General features: G+C 65.3%; 15 protein-coding genes and 1 pseudogene. 8 read left to right on the top strand and 8 right to left on the bottom strand.

Features of this window, described 5'->3' with window-relative positions:
* Window positions 1-128 precede the first annotated feature (128 nt).
* Window positions 129-701 (bottom strand): annotated as a pseudogene (gene purN / locus J3474_RS13245) (phosphoribosylglycinamide formyltransferase); the annotation flags it as partial.
* 49 nt (window positions 702-750) lie between these two features.
* Complete coding sequence (gene purM / locus J3474_RS13240) at window positions 751-1,854, bottom strand: phosphoribosylformylglycinamidine cyclo-ligase (RefSeq protein ID WP_207094504.1); 1,104 nt, start codon at window positions 1,852-1,854, stop codon at window positions 751-753.
* Between the two features lie 149 nt (window positions 1,855-2,003).
* On the opposite strand from purM, the gene J3474_RS13235 reads away from it, so the two are divergent.
* Genes J3474_RS13235 through J3474_RS13220 form a run of 4 tightly spaced genes read left to right on the top strand, consistent with a single transcriptional unit; the run spans window position 2,004 to window position 5,068 of the window.
* Window positions 2,004-3,290, top strand: coding sequence for a heavy-metal-associated domain-containing protein (locus J3474_RS13235; protein WP_207094503.1), 1,287 nt, complete (start codon window positions 2,004-2,006; stop codon window positions 3,288-3,290).
* Window positions 3,291-3,305: 15 nt separating this feature from the next.
* Window positions 3,306-3,935 (top strand): ATPase, encoded by a 630-nt coding sequence (locus J3474_RS13230; RefSeq protein ID WP_207094502.1) that lies wholly within the window; start codon window positions 3,306-3,308, stop codon window positions 3,933-3,935.
* A gap of 51 nt (window positions 3,936-3,986) precedes the next feature.
* The gene (gene epsC / locus J3474_RS13225; RefSeq protein WP_207094501.1) at window positions 3,987-4,691 is read left to right on the top strand and encodes a serine O-acetyltransferase EpsC; all 705 of its coding nucleotides are present in this window, start codon (window positions 3,987-3,989) and stop codon (window positions 4,689-4,691) included.
* Window positions 4,692-4,696: 5 nt separating this feature from the next.
* On the top strand, window positions 4,697-5,068 hold the full coding sequence (locus J3474_RS13220; protein ID WP_207094500.1) for a DUF2794 domain-containing protein: 372 nt from the start codon (window positions 4,697-4,699) through the stop codon (window positions 5,066-5,068).
* Between the two features lie 27 nt (window positions 5,069-5,095).
* Here J3474_RS13220 and J3474_RS13215 read toward each other — a convergent pair whose 3' ends face one another.
* The gene (locus J3474_RS13215; protein ID WP_007011301.1) at window positions 5,096-6,001 is read right to left on the bottom strand and encodes an SDR family NAD(P)-dependent oxidoreductase; all 906 of its coding nucleotides are present in this window, start codon (window positions 5,999-6,001) and stop codon (window positions 5,096-5,098) included.
* 210 nt (window positions 6,002-6,211) lie between these two features.
* On the opposite strand from J3474_RS13215, the gene purS reads away from it, so the two are divergent.
* Window positions 6,212-6,448, top strand: coding sequence for a phosphoribosylformylglycinamidine synthase subunit PurS (purS, locus tag J3474_RS13210; protein WP_007011299.1), 237 nt, complete (start codon window positions 6,212-6,214; stop codon window positions 6,446-6,448).
* Window positions 6,445-7,122 carry a phosphoribosylformylglycinamidine synthase subunit PurQ gene (purQ, locus tag J3474_RS13205; RefSeq protein WP_207094499.1) on the top strand — a complete coding sequence of 226 codons (678 nt, stop codon included), beginning with the start codon at window positions 6,445-6,447 and terminating at the stop codon, window positions 7,120-7,122. The genes purS and purQ overlap by 4 nt, the downstream gene beginning before the upstream one ends.
* A gap of 128 nt (window positions 7,123-7,250) precedes the next feature.
* Here purQ and J3474_RS13200 read toward each other — a convergent pair whose 3' ends face one another.
* The 3 genes from J3474_RS13200 to J3474_RS13190 all read right to left on the bottom strand — a co-directional run bounded on the left by J3474_RS13200 (window position 7,251) and on the right by J3474_RS13190 (window position 12,502).
* A complete protein-coding gene (locus J3474_RS13200) occupies window positions 7,251-9,581 on the bottom strand; it encodes a bifunctional diguanylate cyclase/phosphodiesterase (protein ID WP_207094789.1) in 2,331 nt (776 codons plus the stop codon).
* 117 nt (window positions 9,582-9,698) lie between these two features.
* Window positions 9,699-11,522 carry a glutamine--fructose-6-phosphate transaminase (isomerizing) gene (glmS, locus tag J3474_RS13195; RefSeq protein WP_207094498.1) on the bottom strand — a complete coding sequence of 608 codons (1,824 nt, stop codon included), beginning with the start codon at window positions 11,520-11,522 and terminating at the stop codon, window positions 9,699-9,701.
* Window positions 11,523-11,671: 149 nt separating this feature from the next.
* A complete protein-coding gene (locus J3474_RS13190) occupies window positions 11,672-12,502 on the bottom strand; it encodes a TIGR00266 family protein (protein WP_013833249.1) in 831 nt (276 codons plus the stop codon).
* 178 nt (window positions 12,503-12,680) lie between these two features.
* On the opposite strand from J3474_RS13190, the gene J3474_RS13185 reads away from it, so the two are divergent.
* Window positions 12,681-13,433: a lipopolysaccharide assembly protein LapB gene (locus J3474_RS13185; RefSeq protein WP_242528397.1), complete on the top strand. Its 753-nt coding sequence runs from the start codon at window positions 12,681-12,683 to the stop codon at window positions 13,431-13,433.
* 24 nt (window positions 13,434-13,457) lie between these two features.
* Here the strand turns inward: J3474_RS13185 and glmU are convergent, their stop codons facing one another.
* Window positions 13,458-14,843: a bifunctional UDP-N-acetylglucosamine diphosphorylase/glucosamine-1-phosphate N-acetyltransferase GlmU gene (glmU, locus tag J3474_RS13180; protein ID WP_148274994.1), complete on the bottom strand. Its 1,386-nt coding sequence runs from the start codon at window positions 14,841-14,843 to the stop codon at window positions 13,458-13,460.
* 50 nt (window positions 14,844-14,893) lie between these two features.
* Between glmU and J3474_RS13175 the strand changes: the two genes are divergently transcribed.
* Window positions 14,894-15,595, top strand: coding sequence for an HAD-IA family hydrolase (locus J3474_RS13175; RefSeq protein WP_013833252.1), 702 nt, complete (start codon window positions 14,894-14,896; stop codon window positions 15,593-15,595).
* A 26-nt stretch (window positions 15,596-15,621) separates the two neighbouring features.
* On the opposite strand, the gene J3474_RS13170 is transcribed toward J3474_RS13175, so the two are convergent.
* Window positions 15,622-18,459 carry a pitrilysin family protein gene (locus tag J3474_RS13170; protein WP_207094497.1) on the bottom strand — a complete coding sequence of 946 codons (2,838 nt, stop codon included), beginning with the start codon at window positions 18,457-18,459 and terminating at the stop codon, window positions 15,622-15,624.
* Window positions 18,460-18,538: the final 79 nt, after the last annotated feature.

The following is an 18,538-nucleotide window of genomic DNA, read 5'->3' as shown; positions in this document are numbered from 1 at the left end:
GTTCATCGCAGCAGTGATAACCTCGGGCGCCGCGCAGATCAGCGCGGGCACAGCGCCGGTGCAATTGCTTCAACTTGTCGCCATGCGTTAGGCTCATGCCGAGCCGCAAAAGGCGGTTATTGCGCGCTCTGCTCGACCGTCACGAGGCGCGCGAGGCAGCGTGAGTAGAGCTGGTGCTCGGCGATCAGGACGCGGGCGGCCAGACTGTCGGGCGTATCCCCGGGAATGATCGCAACCGGGGTCTGGCCCAGGATCGGGCCGTCGTCGAGTTCGGCGGTGACAAGGTGCACGGTAACGCCGCCATGCGAATCGCCCGCCTCGATGGCGCGCTCATGGGTGTGCAGCCCGGTGTACTTGGGCAGCAGGGACGGGTGGATGTTGACCATGCGGCCCTCCCACCCCGCGACGAATTCCGGGGTGAGGATGCGCATGTAGCCGGCCAGGGCAACCCACTGCGCACCCGATTCGCGGATCGCGGCGTCCATTGCCTTGTCATGTTCCGCGCGCGCCATGCCCTTGTGCGAAAGGGCGAAGGTGGGCACGCCTTCTGCTTCGGCGAGGACGAGGCCCTTGGCTGCCGGGTCGTTGGAGGCGACCAGGACGATCTCGAAAGGACAGTCCTCGGCCCGGCTCGCGTAAAGCAGGGCGGCCATGTTGGTGCCGCTGCCGGAAATGAGGACGGCAACCTTTTCGCGGTTCATTCGAAACTTCCGTTCGCGTCAGGCCGGAGGGATACCAGCATCCTTGGTCTCAAGCGAAGTGAGTCGCTTCCCAGTTCTCACGAGCGGACCAGACTTCGGCCTTGCCCTGCACGGTGCAACCCTTCTCGCCCGGCTCGATCGCGCCGATGACGTGAACGGTTTCGCCCGCCGCTTCGAGTTCGGCCTGCAGCGCGCCCGCGTCGTCGGCGGCCACTGCAAGGACCATGCCGATGCCGCAGTTGAAGGTGCGGGCCATCTCGCCGGGCTCGATGTTGCCCTGGGCCTGGAGGAACGCCATCAGGCGCGGCTGCAGCCATGCGCCTGCGTCGATGCGCGCATGCAGGCCCTTGGGCAGGACACGCGGGATATTTTCCAGCAGGCCGCCGCCGGTAATGTGGGCAAGGGCGTGGATGCGGCCCGAGCGGATGAAGGGCAGCAGGCTCTTCACGTAGATGCGCGTCGGCGCGATCAGCGCGTCGATCAGCAGGGTTTCCGCATCGAACAGGGCCGGGCGGTCGAGCTTCCAGCCCTTGTCCTCGGCAAGGCGGCGGACCAGAGAATAGCCGTTCGAGTGCACGCCCGAGGACGCGAGGCCAAGCAGGACGTCGCCGCTGGCCACCTTGTCGCCGGTCAGCTGCTCGCCGCGCTCGACGGCGCCGACGCAGAAGCCGGCAAGGTCGTAGTCGCCAGCGGCATACATGCCGGGCATTTCGGCCGTTTCGCCGCCGATGAGGGCGCAGCCCGACATCTTGCAGCCTTCGGCAATGCCGGCAACGACGCGTTCGGCGACGCCGTTCTCGAGTTTTCCGGTAGCGAAGTAGTCGAGGAAGAAGAGGGGCTCCGCGCCCTGCACGATGAGGTCGTTCACGCACATGGCGACAAGGTCGATGCCGATGTGGTCGTGACGGTCGTGATCGATGGCGAGCTTGACCTTGGTGCCCACGCCATCGTTCGCCGCGACAAGGAGCGGGTCCTTGTACCCGGCCGCGCGTGGATCGAAGAACCCTCCGAACCCTCCGAGGTCGGCGTCCGCGCCGGGACGGGCGGTCGCTTTGGCCAGCGGGGCGATGGCTTTGACAAGGGCGTTGCCGGCCGCGATCGAAACGCCGGCCTGCTCATAGCTATAGCTCTTCGAGGAGTTATCTTCGGACATTGCGCGCGCATAGTGCGCAATTGGTTTCGAGTCACGCCCGAGGCGCAAAAATGACGCACAAAAACTGCCGGGCGTGCCCAAGTTCGGGGGCAGTCGCTTTCCTGCTTGGATTTCGCTCGCCGTTTGGGCAAAAGGCCCGGGTTTTGACAATGGCCACGACAATCTCCCACAAATTCCGGCGGCTTGCCCGCACCGGTTCGCTCAAGGGCGCCGCTGGGCGCAAGGGCCTGATCCTCGGCGGCGTGGCGGCGGCGGTGCTCGCCCTGGCGGGCGGCTCGGCGCTGATCGCGCAGATCGATGGTGACCGGGGCATTGCCCCGCTCGTCAATTCCGAGGATATTCAGGTCAACGGCATAAAGGTCGACGTATCGGACAAGACCGGCGCCGATGCCCGTCTAAAGGCATGGAAAGAGGCGGAAAAGGAAGCCTGGAAGAAGCTGGGCGGTCCTGACATGCCGGTCGAATCGATCGATGCCATGGTCTCGTCCGTGGTGATCGAGCACGAACAGATCGGTCCGCACCGCTATATCGCCTCGCTGGGCGTCATCTTCGACAAGGCCAAGGCGGGCCAGTTCGTCGGCGGAGACGGTGCGACGGTCCGTTCGGCGCCGCTGCTGGTCATTCCCGTGCTCTACTCGGGCGGTGTGCGTCAGGTCTTCGAGGTGCGCGGGGCCTGGCAGCGCGCCTGGGCCGAGTTCCAGGCCGCGCAAAGCACCATCGATTACGTACGCCCCGCCGGTGCGGGTGGCGAATCGCTGATTCTCACGGCGGGACAGCCGGGCCGGCGCAGCCGCCTGTGGTGGCGCAACGTGCTCAACCAGTTCGATGCGGCTGACGTGATCGTGCCGGTGGCCCGGCTCGAGCGCCAGTGGCCGGGCGGCCCGGTGAAGGGTACGTTCACGGCGCGTTACGGCCCGGACAACAAGTTCCTCTCCAGCTTTGAAATGACGGCCGCAAGCGAAGAGCAGCTGCCTGAAATGCTCGACAAGGCAGTGCAGCGCATCGATGGCATCTACCGCGGTGCGCTCGATCAGGGGCTGCTGCAGCCCGACCCGACGATCACCGCCGGTCGCCTCACGCTGGACCGCGCTTTCGCCGAATTGCGCGACAAGCTGATGCCCCAAGGCGCGCCGCCGCCAGAACTTCTCACGCCTCAGCCGATCTCGGGCGCCGCGTCCGAAAGCGTCGCTGCCGGTCAGGTCGAGACGGTGACCGTACAGTTCGCAACGCCCGATGCGGGAGCGGTCGACGCGGCGCTGGCTGCCGTTCGCGGCGTGCCGGGCGTGAGCGGGGCCGCTACGGTGAGCCTTGCCATCGGCGGAACCTCGGTCATGCGGGTCTCCGCAACGGGCGGGGCGGAACGCCTTGCCGCGGCGCTGAAGGCGCAGGGCTGGAATGTTTCTGTCAGCGGTTCCACGCTGAGGATCAGCCGCTAGGACCGGGCCTTGGGCATGAGGCAGATTGCATTACCGCTTTCATCCAATCGGGACAGGCCCCCGCGCATCGTCGTGGGCAATGCCAATGCGTCCGTGATCGACGCGATGTCGGAACCGGGCAACTGGCCATTCCATACCGCGATCCTCACCGGACCGCCGCGCTCGGGCAAGTCGCTGCTTGCCAGCTGGTTTGCCGATTCGGGCGTGGGCGATGTCGTCGACGATGCCGACACGGTCGACGAGGACGCGCTGTTCCACCGCTGGAACCGTGCGCAGGAGAGCGGACGGCCCCTGCTCATCGTCAGCAACCGACCGCGCGGCAATGGCGAAGGAGCCTGGAAAGTCAGCCTGCCGGACCTCAATTCGCGATTGGGAGCCGCACTTGACCTCGAAATCGACGTGCCGGACGACGAGATGCTGGCCGCCTTGATGGAAGTCCACGCCGAGATGCGCGGCCTCGTTCTTGACCATTCCGCAACCGATTATCTTGTACCACGGTGCGAGCGTAGCCATCTGGGGGTCGAACGGCTGGTCGAAGCGATCGATCGGCTCAGTTTGGAACGCAAGCAGGCCCCCACACTGGCCATCTGGCGCGAAGCCTTGATCGAGACTAAAGGCGGTGCTCCGGAAGGCCTCGGGAACTAGGTCTGCTCTACGATGCTTGCCTTGCAGGCGAATTGATGGGAGATTCGGGCAATGCTCGGTAATCTTGTCCGATATCTGGATTCTGTCGTGGCGCGCGATCCTGCGCCTCGTTCGCGTTGGGAAGTGCTGCTCTATCCCGGCGTGTGGGCGCTGTTCTGGCACAAGATCGCGCATCGCCTGTTCAATGCGCGCCTGTTCTTCCTCGCGCGCGCGGTCAATCACCTCTCCCGGTTCATGACCGCGATCGACATCCACCCGGGCGCGACCATCGGCAAGAACTTCTTCATCGACCACGGTTTCACCGTGATCGGCGAGACGGCCGTGATCGGTGACAACGTCACCATCTACCAGTGCGTCACGCTTGGCGGTTCCAACCCGACGAACGGCAAGGGCGGCAAGCGCCATCCCACGCTGGAGGACAATGTCATCGTCGGCTCCGGGGCCCAGATCATCGGTCCGGTGACCATCGGCAAGCGCGCCCGCATCGGCGCCAGCGCCGTCGTGACCGAGAGCGTGCCCGATGGCGCGACCATGATCGGCGTCAAGGCGCGCTCGACCCTTGTCGCCGCAGAGACTTACGCCAAGGATTTCATGCCTTACGGCACGCCCTGCAAGGAACCGTGCGAACCTGCGCCCAACCAGCGCGTCGACCAGCTCGAAGAGCAGATCGATGCCCTGCGAGCGCAAGTCGAGGCGCTCATGGCCGAACGTGATGAGGCCGCTAAGTCGACCGAACCGGCATGCAAGGGCGTTTGAGCTGAATGTCGGTTGGGCCGGCCGGACTGAATTCCCATCACGGCAGTGTCGTTGCATTCCCCGGGCGCAAGCCTCTGCAGGTGGGGTTTGAGCGCGACGAGCTGATGCGCATTCTGGATCTTTACGGGCGCATGGTCGCGGCCGGACTGTGGCGCGACTACGCCATGGACTTCGGCAAGGACGCCGCGAATTTCAGCGCCTTTCGCCGCGCTGCAGAACGCCCGCAGGCGCGGTTGGAGAAGCGCCCGGCACTGCGCGCAAAGCAGGGCATGTGGACATTGTTCGGCGAGGCCGGGCAAGTGCTCAAGCGCGGGCATGAACTGGCCGGCATTCTCAGCCCCCTCGAACGCAAGCTCCTCAAGGTCGTCGAGGATTGAGGGCAGGGGGCTGTTTTGCTCCCGTTCTCAGCCGCGCTTGCCTGACAGCATCGCCATCGCATGATGCGACTGCTCCATGCCGTTGTCGAAGACACGGTCGCCGCGCCGGTCGCGGATACGTTCCCAGGCCGCTGCGAATCCTTCGACGGTCCGCTCTGCCTCGGGCAGCAGGACGCCGTCGTTCATGGTGATGAAGGCGCCCTGGTAGACGCCGCCACCCGCACCCACGATGGCATCGCTTGGCGCATCCTTCGATACGAGGAAGAGGGCGGCGGGCACCACGGCTTCCGGAACGAAAGCATTATAGGCTTCATCGGGAAAGATGTCGGCGGTCATGCGCGTGCCCGCCGTCGGGGCGATGGAGTTGACGCGGATGTCGTACTTGGCGCCTTCCATGCGCAAGGTACGGGCGAGGCCGAGAACGCCGGCCTTGGCCGCGCCGTAGTTGGCCTGGCCGAAGTTGCCGCCAAGACCGGAGGACGAAGTCGTCATCAGAACGCGGCCGTAGCGCTGCTCGCGCATGGTTTCCCAAACCGCCTTGGTCGCAAAGGCGCTGCCCAGCAGGTGGACGCGCACGACCAGCTCGAAATCGGCCGGGTCCATCTTGGCGAATGTGCGGTCGCGCAGGATCCCGGCATTGTTGATCAGGACATGGACGCCGCCCCATGCTTCCCTGGTGCGCGCGACCATCGCTTCCATCTGGGCGAAGTCCGAAACGTCGCCGCCGTCGGCCATGGCCTCGCCGCCAGCTACGCGAATTTCCTCGACCACCGCCAGTGCGGCGTCGGAGTGGCCGCGCCCGTCGCGCTCGCCGCCGAGGTCGTTGACCACGACTTTCGCGCCGCGCCGCGCCAGTTCGAGGGCATAGGCGCGTCCCAGTCCATTGCCCGCACCGGTCACGATTGCGACCTGTCCTTCGAACGAAATGGGCATATTCTTGGCACTCCGGCTTGGCGCTTGAGGGGGCTTGCCGCGAGATGGCAGGTTGCGCGGCGCGGTTCAATTGCAAAGCTTGCCCATGAAGCGCGTGCTGCCGCTTGCTCCCGCGCGTTCTCGGGGCCATAGGCGGTCCGAACGAATCCGGCGATTCCGCGCGAAGCGGGATTGCATTTGACCAGACCGCCCAAGCGAAAGGCCCCCGCGATGAAAGTCCGCGTCCACGTCAGCCTCAAGCCCGGTGTCCTCGATCCGCAGGGTCGGGCGATTCATCACTCGCTCGAAGGCCTCGGCTTCTCGGGAGTGAACGACGTCCGCGCCGGCCGCCTGATCGAGCTCGACGTTGCCGACAACGTCAGCGACGAAGCGCTCGACGACATGTGCCGCAAGCTCCTCGCCAACATGGTGATCGAGAACTACCGCATCGAGAAGGTCGCCGCATGAACTTCCGCTCCGCCGTCATCACCTTTCCCGGCTCCAATTGCGACCGCGACATGGCGGACGCGCTGGAGAAGGTTTCGGGCACCGCGCCGCATCGCGTCTGGCACGGTGACGCCGACCTGCCAGAGGGACTGGACTTCATCGCCTTGCCGGGCGGCTTTTCCTATGGCGACTACTTGCGCTGCGGTGCGATTGCCTCGCGCTCGCCGGTGATGCGCGCCGTCATCGAGGCTGCCGGTCGCGGCGTTCCGGTGCTCGGCGTCTGCAACGGTTTCCAGGTCCTGACCGAAAGCGGGCTGCTGCCCGGTGCGCTGCTGCGCAACTCGGTGATCCGCTTCGTCTGCCGCGACGTTCGCCTCAAGGTCGAAAACGCGCAGTCGCTGTTCACCAGCGGCTATGAAGCGGGACAGGAAATCCTCATTCCGGTCGCCCACCACGACGGCAACTACTTCGCCGACGAAGCGACGCTCGACCGTCTCGAGGGCGAGGGCCGCGTGGCCTTCCGCTATGCCGAGGACGTCAACGGTTCGGCCCGGCAGATCGCCGGCGTGCTCAACGATGCCGGCAACGTGCTGGGCATGATGCCGCACCCCGAACGTGCCATCGAGGCTACCCACGGTGGCACCGATGGTCGCGCATTGTTCGAAAGCGCTATCAGGGGCTTGGTCGGCGCCTGATCGCCAGGCAGGCCGGCGTCCCGGGCGTGTTCCGGGGCAGTCGGCTTGGTCTTGGGCCTTTGGCTGCAAGCGCTGGCAGGACCTGAGCGCTATTCCGGTGCTGTTGCCGCTGCGCGCGGGTGATCCGCTCAGGCCGCGCTCTGTCGTGGATTGGCCGGGCTGCCGAATAGTGCAATTGCATCTTCGGGGGCCATCGGGCGACCGAAGAAATAGCCCTGGATCTTGCGGCAGCCGAGCTGCCGGATCATGTCGACCTCTTTCTGGGTCTCGGCGCCTTCGGCGGTTGTCGACATGCCGAGGCTGTCCGCCATGGCGACGACGGCGCGGATGATCGCCAGGCTCTCGGGATTGCCCGTGGCGGCGCCCTGCACGAACATGCGGTCGACCTTGATCGTGGAGAAGCGCAGCTTGCGCAGGTAACCCAGCGAGGAATAGCCGGTCCCGAAGTCATCGAGCGCGATGCCGCAGCCCAGCGCCATGACTTCCTCCAGCGCGGCATTGGCCATGGTCGTGTCGCGCAGGAAGATGCTCTCGGTCACCTCGATCTCGAGCCGGTTCGGGCTGAGCCCGCTGTGCTGGAGCGCACCGACCACGCTGGCCACGAAGTTCTGGTCGAGGAGCTGTTCGCCCGAAACATTCACCGCCACGCGGATGTGGTCGGGCCAGTTCATCGCTTCCTTGCAGGCTTCCCGGAGCACCCATTCCCCGATCGGCACGATGAGGCGGGTATCCTCCGCCAGCGGGATGAACTTGGCTGGGCTGACGCTGCCGTGATCCTTGCTTTCCCAGCGCAGCAGCGCTTCGAAGCTGACGACGCCCTCGGTGTCTGCCGCGACGACGGGCTGGTACACGACCTTGAATTCGTCTCGTTCGAGGGCGCGGCGCAGGGAGAATTCCAGCTTGCGCCGCTCCTCGGCATGGGCGTGAAGGGCCGGTTCGTAAGTGAAGTGCTCGTTACCCCCGGTATCCTTGGCGCGGTAGAGCGCCAGGTCGGCATTGCGCATGAGGGTCTCGACAGTCGAGCCGTCGCGCGGGCCGATCGCAGAGCCGACCGAGGCGCCGACGTAGAGAGTGTGGTGATCGACTTCGTAGGGCTGTGAGAGGCGCTTGATGACGCGTTCGGCGACACGGTCGATATGGGCAAGGTCCGAAGCGTCGCGGATGACGATGGCGAACTCGTCGCCGCCAAGGCGGCCGCACAGTTCGTTGTCGGTCATCTGCTCCTTGAGTCGCTCCGATACCCGGGCCAGCAACTGGTCGCCGACGAGATGGCCCAGCGAATCGTTGACCGCCTTGAAGCGATCGAGGTCGATCATCAGGAAGGCGCAGCGCGTGCGCCACTTGTCCGCGTAGTCGAGCGCGTCGCCCAGCGCTTCGGTGAGCATCATGCGGTTGGGCAGGCCGGTGAGCGTGTCGTAACGCGCGAGCCAGGCAATCTTGTCGGAATTCTCGCGCGCTTCGGTGACGTCGGAGCCGACGCCGCGGAAGCCGTCGAAATTGCCCTTTTCGTCGAGCTTGGGCGTGCCGGAAAGCTCCCACCAGCGCGGTTGGCCGTGGATCGTCACGCGCACCAGCAGGTTGTTGAAGTTCTCGCGCCGCTTGATGCGCTCGGCAAGGTCGTGGAGGCTGGTCGAGAACTGGCCGCTTTCCCACGCCGATCCGGCGATGAGCTGGATCAGGGGCTGCCCCTCGATCTCCTTGGCATCCATGCCCAGGGCAAAGGCGAAGCGCGGTGAGACCGACCGCACGCGGCGTGCGGTATCGATCTGCCAGAGCCAGTCTGCCTCGCCTTCCTCGAACTCGCGCAGCAGCATCGAGACGACTTCGTCCTTTTCGACAATGCCGGCTTCGGCGATCTTGGTAGTGACGTGGCGCCGCGCGCTCTCGATGGCGGCAGCAATCACGATTCCCGAGAAGGCGATGCTGACCGCGGCCATGTCGAACATGCCGCGGCTCAGGAAGAACACGATGGCGGTAGCGCCGGTGATTCCGGTGAACAGCAAGGTTCCTAGCGGTACAGCGGGCAGCAGCACGGCCGATGCTGTCATCAGCATGGCCAGCACGATCCACAGCTTCACTTGCGTCTGCGCGTCGACGAAGAAGCCGAGGCCGCCGATCGGGACGGACCAGGCCAGGCCGTTGAGAATGGAGCTGATCATCTGCGCGTGGACTTCGTCGCGCGAGATGCGGCGCTTGTCCGCGTCGATGAGCGTGCGGTCTATGCGGACCCCTCGCCAGAGCGTGACGCAGGCCACTGCGATCCAGACCGCGACAGCTGCCATCGGCACTTGCCCGAAGACGAGCGCCGCGGTTGCGAGCATGGCGGAGATCTGCGTCGTGACCCGCGCGAAAGTGGAGTGGCCGAGGCAGGAATACTGTATTCCCCGCAGCCGACTCCAATCGCCGTCGTCCGGATCCGATAGGCCGAGCACCGCCAATACTGGCAGTTCCCGTGGCATGGCGCAGTAGGTGGACGTGTGCGTGTTCACTCCCCTGCAATAACCGACCAAGTGTTATTACAGGGTAAAAGTCGTACGATCAGTCGCCAGGGCCTGAATTATTTCCACGAACGGCCGTTATTCGACGGTTACGCTCTTGGCGAGATTGCGGGGCTGGTCGACGTCGGTGCCCTTTACGCAGGCGACGTGGTACGCGAGCAACTGGACCGGCACAGCATAGACCAGCGGCGCGATCAGCGGGTGGACCTTGGGCATCTCTATCGTCGCGATGCAGCCTTCGCCGGCTTCCTCGATGCCCTCCCTGTCGGAAATCAGCACGACCTTGCCGCCGCGGGCGCGCACTTCCTGCATGTTGCTGACGGTCTTTTCGAAGAGCGGCCCGGAAGGGGCGAGGACAATCACCGGGACGGCATCGTCGATCAGCGCGATCGGACCGTGCTTCATCTCGCCCGAGGCATAGCCTTCGGCATGGATGTAGCTGATTTCCTTGAGCTTGAGCGCCCCTTCGAGGGCAAGCGGGAAGTCCGGTCCGCGCCCCAGGTAAAGCACGTCGCGCGCCGGGGCGATGAGGTGCGCCATCTCGGCAATTTCCTCGTCATGGGCCAGCGCAGCGTTGAGGCAGGCAGGCGTTTCGACGAGATGATTGACGACTTCCATCTCCTCCTCGCGTGCCATGCGCCCGCGCTTGACCGCAAGATGTGCGGCGAGGGCGGCGAGCACGGCAAGCTGGCAGGTGAAGGCCTTGGTCGAGGCAACGCCAATTTCCGGACCGGCATGGGTGGGCAGAAGCAGGTCGGCCTCGCGCGCCATCGTGCTGGTCGGCACGTTGACGACGACGGCGATCTTCTGGCCCGCCTCCTTGCAGTGGCGCAGCGCGGCGAGCGTATCGGCGGTTTCGCCGGACTGCGAAATGAACAGGGCCAGCCCGCCCGGCTCCAGCACCGGTTCGCGGTAGCGGAACTCGCTGGCGACATCGATGTCCACCGGCAGGCGCGCGAAATGCTCTATCCAGTATTTCGCGACCATGCCGGCGTAATAGCTGGTGCCGCAGGCGACGATGGTGATGCGGTTGACGCTGGTGACGTCGAAATCGATCTGGGGCAAGGCGACGGAGTGGTCGATCTGGCGGATATAGCTGCGCAGGGTCTGGGCAACGACGGTCGGCTGCTCGAAGATCTCCTTCTGCATGAAGTGGCGGTAGTTGCCCTTCTCGATCGCCACGGCCGAAGCGCCGGAGGTTACGATCTCGCGCTCCACCGCATGGCCTTCGACGTCGTAGATCTGTGCGCCCTCGCGGGTGATGACGACCCAGTCGCCCTCTTCGAGGTAGGAAATGCGCTGGGTGAGCGGGGCCAGCGCCAGCGCGTCGGAGCCCAGGTAGGTCTCACCCTCGCCATAGCCAACGACGAGGGGCGAGCCGAGGCGGGCGCCGATCAGCATGTCGGGGAAGCGGCGGAAGGCGATGGCAAGCGCGAAGGCGCCGCGCAGCTGCGGAAGGGCTGCCCTGACCGCTTCCTGCGGCGACTGGCCGGCCTCGACCAGTTCGGAGACGAGGTGCGCGACCACTTCGGTATCGGTCTGGCTCTCGAACTTGCGTCCGCGCGCGACGAGCGCTTCGCGCAAGGGCCGGAAGTTCTCGATGATGCCGTTGTGGACGAGTGCCAGTTCCCCGGTCGCATGGGGATGGGCATTGACCGTGGTCGGCGCGCCGTGGGTGGCCCAGCGGGTGTGGGCAATGCCGACGAGGCCCGGCGCAGGATCGACGGCCAGTTCCTTGACGAGATTGAGAAGCTTGCCCTCAGCCCTGCGGCGGATCAACTGGCCATCGTGAACGGTGCAGACACCTGCACTGTCATAGCCGCGGTATTCCATGCGCCTGAGGCCGTCCACCAGGCGCTCTGCAACCTCTTCCTTGCCGACGATACCGATGATTCCACACATGTGCCGCGCTTGCCGCCTTGTTCCGGATGAATGTTGTTGTCGCTGGACCCAGCCTTGCTGGTCCAGCAGATGGCGCTCCGTCCTGCAATGGACAAGCTTGAAAATCGGTTTAGCCGCCGACCTTCGCAAGCGAGCGGTGGAAAGTTCGCTCAGTCGCCGTCGAGCAGGTCGCCAAGGCCGCCCAGGATCGACCCTTCACCCCGGTTCTGTCCCCCGCGCGAACCGGCGGCCGCCAGCATCCGACCGGCGAGGCGCGAGAAAGGCAGGGACTGGACCCAGACCTTGCCGGGGCCGCGCAGGCGCGCAAAGAACACGCCTTCGCCGCCGAAGATCATCGACTTGACCGAGCCGGCGCGGATCACGTCGAAATCGATGCCCGATGTGAATGCGGCCACGCAGCCGGTGTCGATGTGAAGTTCTTCGCCCGCGGCCAGCTCGCGCTCGATCACCGTGCCGCCCATCTGCACGAAGACCCAGCCATCGCCTTCCAGCTTCTGCATGATGAAGCCTTCGCCGCCGAACAGGCCGGTCATGATCCGCTGCTGGAAGTGGACGCCGATGGAGACGCCGCGAGCCGCGGCGAGGAAGGCGTCCTTCTGGCAGATCAGGCGCCCGCCGACGTCGTCCAGCTTGATCGGGAGAATGGCGCCGGGCACGGGAGCGGCGAAGGCGACGCGCGCCTTGCCTTTGCCGTGATGGGTGAAGACGGTCGTGAACAGGCTTTCGCCGGTAACGAGGCGCTTGCCTGCGCCGAGCAGCTTGCCCATGAAGCCGCTGCCTTCGCCGCCCGAACCGTCTCCGAACACGGTCGACATCTCGATAGGGGCATCCTTCCAGACCATCGCACCCGCTTCGGCCACGGCGCTTTCGCCGGGATCCAGCTCGATCTCGACGAACTGGAGTTCCTGGCCCTTGATCTCGAAGTCGACGTCGTCGGAAATCGAAGAACTGCGCGAATGGCTCCAGGGACTGCCGGACATGATGCCTCCTTTGGGGGTGAATTGCTGGAACCCGGGTTTGGGGTGAGCGATTATCCTTGTCAAACCGCGTTCATCGGATACGCTTTGCAGTTCGTCGACCACTAACAAGGTGCGCGGCATTTCAGCGGATTCGTCGACCTCCAAAAGGTGCGCGGCGCATTTGGGTGAGGATGAAAGCATGAACCACTGGAAGGCCTTAATTCCCGGAATGTGCATGGTCATGGCGGTCGGTGCGGCTGCAGGGTCGTTCCCGGCGCGTGCCGAATCGGTTTCGCCGGGCCATCTGGGCGAAGTCAGCCAGCTGGTGGTTGCGCCCAATGTCATGGACAAGCAGCGCACTTCGGCAGGCTTCGGCTTCATACGCGCGGGCAAGCTGAAGAAGGCGATTGCAGAATTCGACGCGGTGATTTCTGCGGCGGACCGCAGGCACCTGGGCGATCCGCGTCCGCGCTTCTGCGCGCGCGATGAACGTGATGCCTCGAAGATCACGACCGCGACCGGTGCTTCGGGTACAAGCCCCGTGCTGATCGATGCTGCGGTGTGCGATGCGCACTTCGGCAAGGGCTATGCCCTGATCGACATGGGGCGCGGCGATCTGGCCGAAGCGGAACTGCGCCGCGCGACCGAACTGGCGCCCTTCGATGCGCATTACGCCAACGAATATGCCGAACTCTACAAGTCGCGCCGCGACTGGAAGACTTCGCTCGAACTGTTCCTGCGCGCCTGGAACGTGACCGACAAGAACCCGGCTGGGCCTGACGCCGACCTTGCCGCGCGGGCGCTGCGGGGGATCGGCTACAACCAGATGATGCTCGGCAACCTCGAAGCGGCCGAGAATTCGTTCAGGCAGTCGCTGGAATTCGAGCCTGGGAACAAGGCCGCCAGCATCGAACTGGGACATATCGCCCGGCAGAAGGCAATCGGTTCGTAATTCAGCTCCGGAGGCCGGGCGGAACTACTTTTTCTGCTCGGCCTTCTTCTTCTTCATCGTATCGTGAAAGCGGTCTGCCCAGCCGGGCTTGACCAGCTGTTCCCCGCGCACGAGGCGCAGTTCGCCCGGGGCGACGTTGCGCGTGACTGCGCTGCCGGCCGCGACGATAGCATCCGCGCCGATCTGGAGCGGGGCGACCAGGGCGCTGTTCGAGCCGATGAAGGCGCGCTCGCCGATCACAGTCTTGTGCTTGAAGTAGCCGTCGTAGTTGCAGGTGATCGTACCCGCGCCGATGTTTGCGCCCGCGCCGATCTCTGCATCGCCCAGGTAGCTGAGGTGATTGGCCTTGGCGCCTTCGCCCAGCACCGCCTTCTTGATCTCGACGAAGTTGCCGACCTTGGAGCCGGACTTGAGCACCGCACCGGGGCGCAGGCGGGCGTAGGGGCCGATCTCGACCCCGCTTTCCAGCGTTGCGCCTTCCAGGTGCGAGAAGGCGCGAATGGTGACATCGTCGGCGACCGTCACGCCAGGGCCGAAGACCACATTGGGCTCGATCGTGACGTCGCGGCCAAGCTGCGTATCCCATGCGAAGAACACCGTTTCCGGCGCGGCAAGCGTCACGCCATCGGCCATGGCGTCCTTGCGGCGACGGGCCTGCCAGCGTGCTTCGGCCTCGGCCAGTTCGCCGCGGCTGTTGATGCCGCCCACTTCGTCCGGATCGTCCGTGGTGATGACCGCACAGGTGCGGCCCTCGAGCGTGGCGACATTGACGATGTCGACGAGGTAGTACTCGCCTTGCGCATTGTCGTTGCCCACGCGTGAGAGCAGGTCGAACAGGTCCGCCGACTTCACCGCCATGAGGCCGGAGTTGCACAGGCGGCAGGCGCGCTGCTCATCGGTTGCGTCCTTGTACTCGACCATCATTGCGATGCGGCCATCGTCGTGGGCGAGCACCCGGCCGTACTGCAGAGGATCTTCCGGCTCGAAACCGAGCACTACGACCGCCGGGGAATCCTCTGCGTGAAGGCGTTCGATCATGGCGCGCATCGTTTCGGTGCGCACGAAAGGCACATCGCCGTAAAGGATCAGGACATCGCCGTCGAAGCCCTGCAGAGCGCCCTGTGCCTGCTGGACGGCATGGCCGGTGCCCAGCTGCGGCTCCTGCACTGCGAAAGTCACGCTTTCGCCCAGGGCCTTTTCAAGCTGCTCCAGCCCGTGCCCGGCCACGACGACCTGCCGCTGCGGGGAGAGTTCGGCCGCGCTGGCCATGAGATGCTCCAGCATCGGCCTGCCCGCAATGGGGTGCAGGACCTTGTGCAGGTTGCTCTTCATGCGGGTGCCCTTGCCGGCGGCAAGGACAACGACCGCGAGCGGGGCGAGGGGGGATGAGTCTTCGGCCATGGCGCTCATGTGCCAGCAAAATGTTGCGGTTTCCACATCAAGTCTTAACTGGGGACGCGATGAGCACATTTCCATTCGATATCGTCGGGTTCGACCTCGACGGAACCCTTCTCGACAGTCACGGGGATCTGGCAGCGGCAGTGAACCACGCGATCTCGTTGGAGGGCAGGCAGGCGATCCCGTCGTCCGAAGTGCGTGACCTGATCGGCGGCGGAGCGAAGAAGATGCTCGCCCGCGCGCTGGAGGTTACCGGGGAGCCGGTTTCCGATGCGCGTTTCGACGAATTGCACCGCATCCTGCTCGATTTCTACGAGGCCAATATCGCGGTCGAGACGCGCCTGTTCCCGGGCGGACTCGAAATGCTGGACGGTCTGGCTGCGCGCGGCGTGAAGATCGCGGTGGTGACCAACAAGCTTGAGCGCTTCGCCGTGCGGATCTTCGACGAGCTTGGCCTGTCGGATCGCTTCTTCACGGTCATCGGCGGCGATACGCTGGGGCCGGGCAAGGCCAAGCCCAACCCCGATCTCATCTACGAGATGCTCGACCGGGCCGGTGTCTCGCGGCAGGAGGCGCGCGCTGTCTATGTCGGCGATACGACTTACGATACCGGCGCGGCTGCCGCGGCGGGGCTACCCTGCGTCGCGGTGAGCTTTGGCTTCTGCGACAAGCCGCCCCGCGAGCTGGGTGCCAATGCGGTGATCGATCACTTCGACCAGCTCATTCCCGCGCTTGACTATCTGGGAACCGCCTCTGTGCGCTGAGCCAACAGGCGCGGTTCCGTTGCAGATCAGGGCTTGGGCGGATCGACGCCTTCCGGAAGGACCAGCACTTCCACGCCGGCATCCGGTTGGAGGTAGCGCTTGGCCGTCGCCTCGACATCGGCGGCGGTGAGCGCCATCAGGCGCTCGCGCGCCTTGACGAAGCGGTCGATCCGGTCGCTTTCCGACTGGGCGCGATCGACCAGTGAGAGCCACCCGGTGTTTGTCTTCAAGGCGTTCTGGAAGGCTTCGTAGAGCGGTTGGCGCGCCCGGGTCAGGATGTCGTCGCTGACCGGTGCTGAGCTTAGTGCGGCGAGAACCTTTTGGATCGCCTTGCGGGTCGCCGCGACATCCGCCACGTCGACCGAGGCGTTGATCGAGAACGTGCCGTATCCCTTCCACTCGCGCGAGAGATTGCTGCTGGCCGAAGGCGAATAGGTCTTGCCCAGCGCTTCGCGCAATTCGTCGGTCAGCTCAATGCGCATGACCCGTTCGAGCAGTTCCAGCTCGAGCGTCTGCTGCGGGTCGCTGTCGTCGCGGGTGGGGAAGGTCAACCGCAGCAATGCCTGGTCGGATGCGCCGGTGTGTCGCAGGACGCGCGGTTCCCGATCTGGCGTAAAGGTGCGCGGCGGCTGGTTCGCATAGTCGCGGAATGCCGCTTCGCGCGGCGGCAGCGCCCCCAGCGTTTGGGCGACAAGAGCGATAGCCTTGTCCTCGTCGATGTCGCCGACGATGCCCAGTTCGATGGCGCCGTGGGCAAGTCTGTCGCCGATGTCGCGCTTGAGTTCGTCGAAAGTGCGGTGGCGATAGGCGTCGACCGGCTGCAGGCTGAAGCGCGGATCCTTGTCCGAAAGGATCGCGCCGAGGTCCGCGCTCAGGGCCGAAGCCGGGGTGGCCCGCAGCTGGGCGAAATAGTTGTTCACCTGTTGGCGGTACTGCACCGCGCCCTCCGGGCGATAGCCGGGGTCGGTGATGAGCGCGGCGATGAGGTCAAGCTGCAGCTCGAGGTCACGCGGCGTGGTCTGGTAGCGTCCGTCGAAGCTTGCATCCGCGCTGGTGAGGCCGAAGCCGACAGTCCGTCCGGCGAAGATCGTATCGAGATCGTCGCGGCTGTGCTTCCCGAGCCCGCCTTCGTCGAGATAGGAGACCATTTCCGTCGCCAGCGGGTCGCTCCTGGTATCGAGCTTGTCGCCGCCATCGATGCTGATGCTGACGCGCACCTTGTCCCTTTCGATGTCGGTGCGCTTGAGATTGAGCATTACGCCATTGGCGAAGCGGATCTCGCGGATGCCGAGTTCGGGCCCGATCCGGTCGCTGACCACTTCTCCCGGAGCGCCGAAGTCGGTGTAGCCGAAATCGCTGAGCGCGGTGGTATCGCTGCGCTCGACCGGGGCCTTCATCGCCTGTTTCCAGCTCTCCCGCAGCGCTTCGCCGCCGCCTTCGGGCGCGATCCGGCCTTCGAAACGCAAAAGCGGTTTCCTGAGCGGGATCGCTTCGCGCTCAAGCGCGGCGAGGACGGCTTCGGGGGTTATCTGCGGAGCAAAGGCCTCGAAGCGTTGCAGCACGGTTTTGGGCGTGGAGGGCACTGTCCGGTCGGTGACGAGCGCCAGCGCGGACTCGGCGAGCGCGGGGTTGCTGCGCGTGTCGGCCGAGCCCAGGGCATCGACCAGGGTGTTGCGGATCGAGACCACCTGCTCGGCGACTTCGGAGGAGGCAAAACCGTAGGCGAGGGCGCGGCGATATTCAGCCACGGCGGCCTGAAGTCCCTCGCGCCACTTGCCATCGACGGTATCGACTATGAGGCGCGTCGAGCGCGCGGTTTCAAAAACGTCGCCGGTGCCGAACCCGGCGCCTCGGAAAGGCGGGGACGCCTGGCGCGAGAGGCGCTGGAGGCGGCGATTGACGATGTCGTAGCCGATCGAGCGCAGCAGGTTTTCCTGCCGCTGCTTCACGCTGTCGGGTTCGTAGAGCCAGGGGCCGTTGCGCAGCGCGGTTATCCGCTCGGAAAGGGCAGGGTCGACGTAGATTTCCGTGCGGCTCTTGTCTTTCGCCCGAATCGGTCCGGCATCGGGCTGCGGCTCGGACGGTTCGGCCTGCCAGTCTCCGAAATGGCGCTGTATGCCGGCGACCATCTCGTCGATGTCGAAATCCCCTACGACGACAACGGTAACGTGCGCAGGCACATACTCGCGGTGGTAGAAGGCGCGCAGGCTTTGGGACGTGGCGGCATTGAGTGTCTGTGCCGTGCCGATCGGCAGGCGATTGGCATAGAGCGAGCCGGGGTAGAAGAACTTCAGCCCGTCGACCGCATTGCGAAAACCGAAGGTGTTGCGATCGCGCATTTCGGACAGAACGACGCCGCGCTCGCGCTCTACTGCGCCCTGCGAGATGGTCAGTTCGCTGGCGGTCTGGCGCATGAGCATCAGCGCCGTGTCGAGCAGGGCGGAATCGCTGCGCGGCAGGTCCAGCTTGTAGATCGTGCGGTCGAAGCTGGTCGAGGCATTGGTGTCCGCGCCGAAGGCGAGGCCGTCGCGCTCGAGCAGGGGAATCATCTCGCCTTCGGGCACGCGCTTGCTGCCGTTGAAGGCCATGTGCTCCACGAAGTGGGCGTAGCCCTGTTCGCTGTCGCTTTCGTCGAGCGAGCCGGCTTCGACCAGCATGCGCACCACGCCGGTCCCGGCAGGGGTGGCATTGTGCCGGACGACGTAACGCATGCCGTTGGCGAGGCGCCCGAAGCGATAGTCCGGATCGAGCGGAATGTCGCTGGCCTCGAAGGCCCAGGAAGTGTCGTCGCGGGGGGGCGTGTTCTCCCGGGCTGCCAGCGGGGCCGGCAGGAGCAGGAGAAGCGCAATCAGGAGTCCTCTCATCGCGCCCAGACCTGCCCCAGCGGCGCGCATATAACAAGGGCCCGGATCGCGATTGCCACCGCGTTCCGGACCCTGAAAG

Origin of the sequence: Novosphingobium sp. PY1 (genome assembly GCF_017312445.1) — a bacterium.
Taxonomy (GTDB): Bacteria; Pseudomonadota; Alphaproteobacteria; order Sphingomonadales; family Sphingomonadaceae; genus Novosphingobium.
This window is presented reverse-complemented; position numbering and strand designations above follow the sequence as displayed.

Bases quoted from the DNA above. Each gene is read 5' to 3' on its own strand.
- glmU (WP_148274994.1), bottom strand. From the start codon at position 14,843: ATGAGCGCCATGGCCGAAGACTCATCCCCCCTCGCCCCGCTCGCGGTC.
- J3474_RS13230 (WP_207094502.1), top strand. From the start codon at position 3,306: ATGAGGCAGATTGCATTACCGCTTTCATCCAATCGGGACAGGCCCCCG.
- epsC (WP_207094501.1), top strand. From the start codon at position 3,987: ATGCTCGGTAATCTTGTCCGATATCTGGATTCTGTCGTGGCGCGCGAT.
- J3474_RS13200 (WP_207094789.1), bottom strand. From the start codon at position 9,581: ATGCCACGGGAACTGCCAGTATTGGCGGTGCTCGGCCTATCGGATCCG.
- J3474_RS13170 (WP_207094497.1), bottom strand. From the start codon at position 18,459: ATGAGAGGACTCCTGATTGCGCTTCTCCTGCTCCTGCCGGCCCCGCTG.
- purM (WP_207094504.1), bottom strand. From the start codon at position 1,854: ATGTCCGAAGATAACTCCTCGAAGAGCTATAGCTATGAGCAGGCCGGC.
- glmS (WP_207094498.1), bottom strand. From the start codon at position 11,522: ATGTGTGGAATCATCGGTATCGTCGGCAAGGAAGAGGTTGCAGAGCGC.
- J3474_RS13185 (WP_242528397.1), top strand. From the start codon at position 12,681: ATGAACCACTGGAAGGCCTTAATTCCCGGAATGTGCATGGTCATGGCG.
- J3474_RS13235 (WP_207094503.1), top strand. From the start codon at position 2,004: ATGGCCACGACAATCTCCCACAAATTCCGGCGGCTTGCCCGCACCGGT.
- J3474_RS13215 (WP_007011301.1), bottom strand. From the start codon at position 6,001: ATGCCCATTTCGTTCGAAGGACAGGTCGCAATCGTGACCGGTGCGGGC.
- purQ (WP_207094499.1), top strand. From the start codon at position 6,445: ATGAACTTCCGCTCCGCCGTCATCACCTTTCCCGGCTCCAATTGCGAC.
- J3474_RS13175 (WP_013833252.1), top strand. From the start codon at position 14,894: ATGAGCACATTTCCATTCGATATCGTCGGGTTCGACCTCGACGGAACC.
- J3474_RS13190 (WP_013833249.1), bottom strand. From the start codon at position 12,502: ATGTCCGGCAGTCCCTGGAGCCATTCGCGCAGTTCTTCGATTTCCGAC.
- purS (WP_007011299.1), top strand. From the start codon at position 6,212: ATGAAAGTCCGCGTCCACGTCAGCCTCAAGCCCGGTGTCCTCGATCCG.
- J3474_RS13220 (WP_207094500.1), top strand. From the start codon at position 4,697: ATGTCGGTTGGGCCGGCCGGACTGAATTCCCATCACGGCAGTGTCGTT.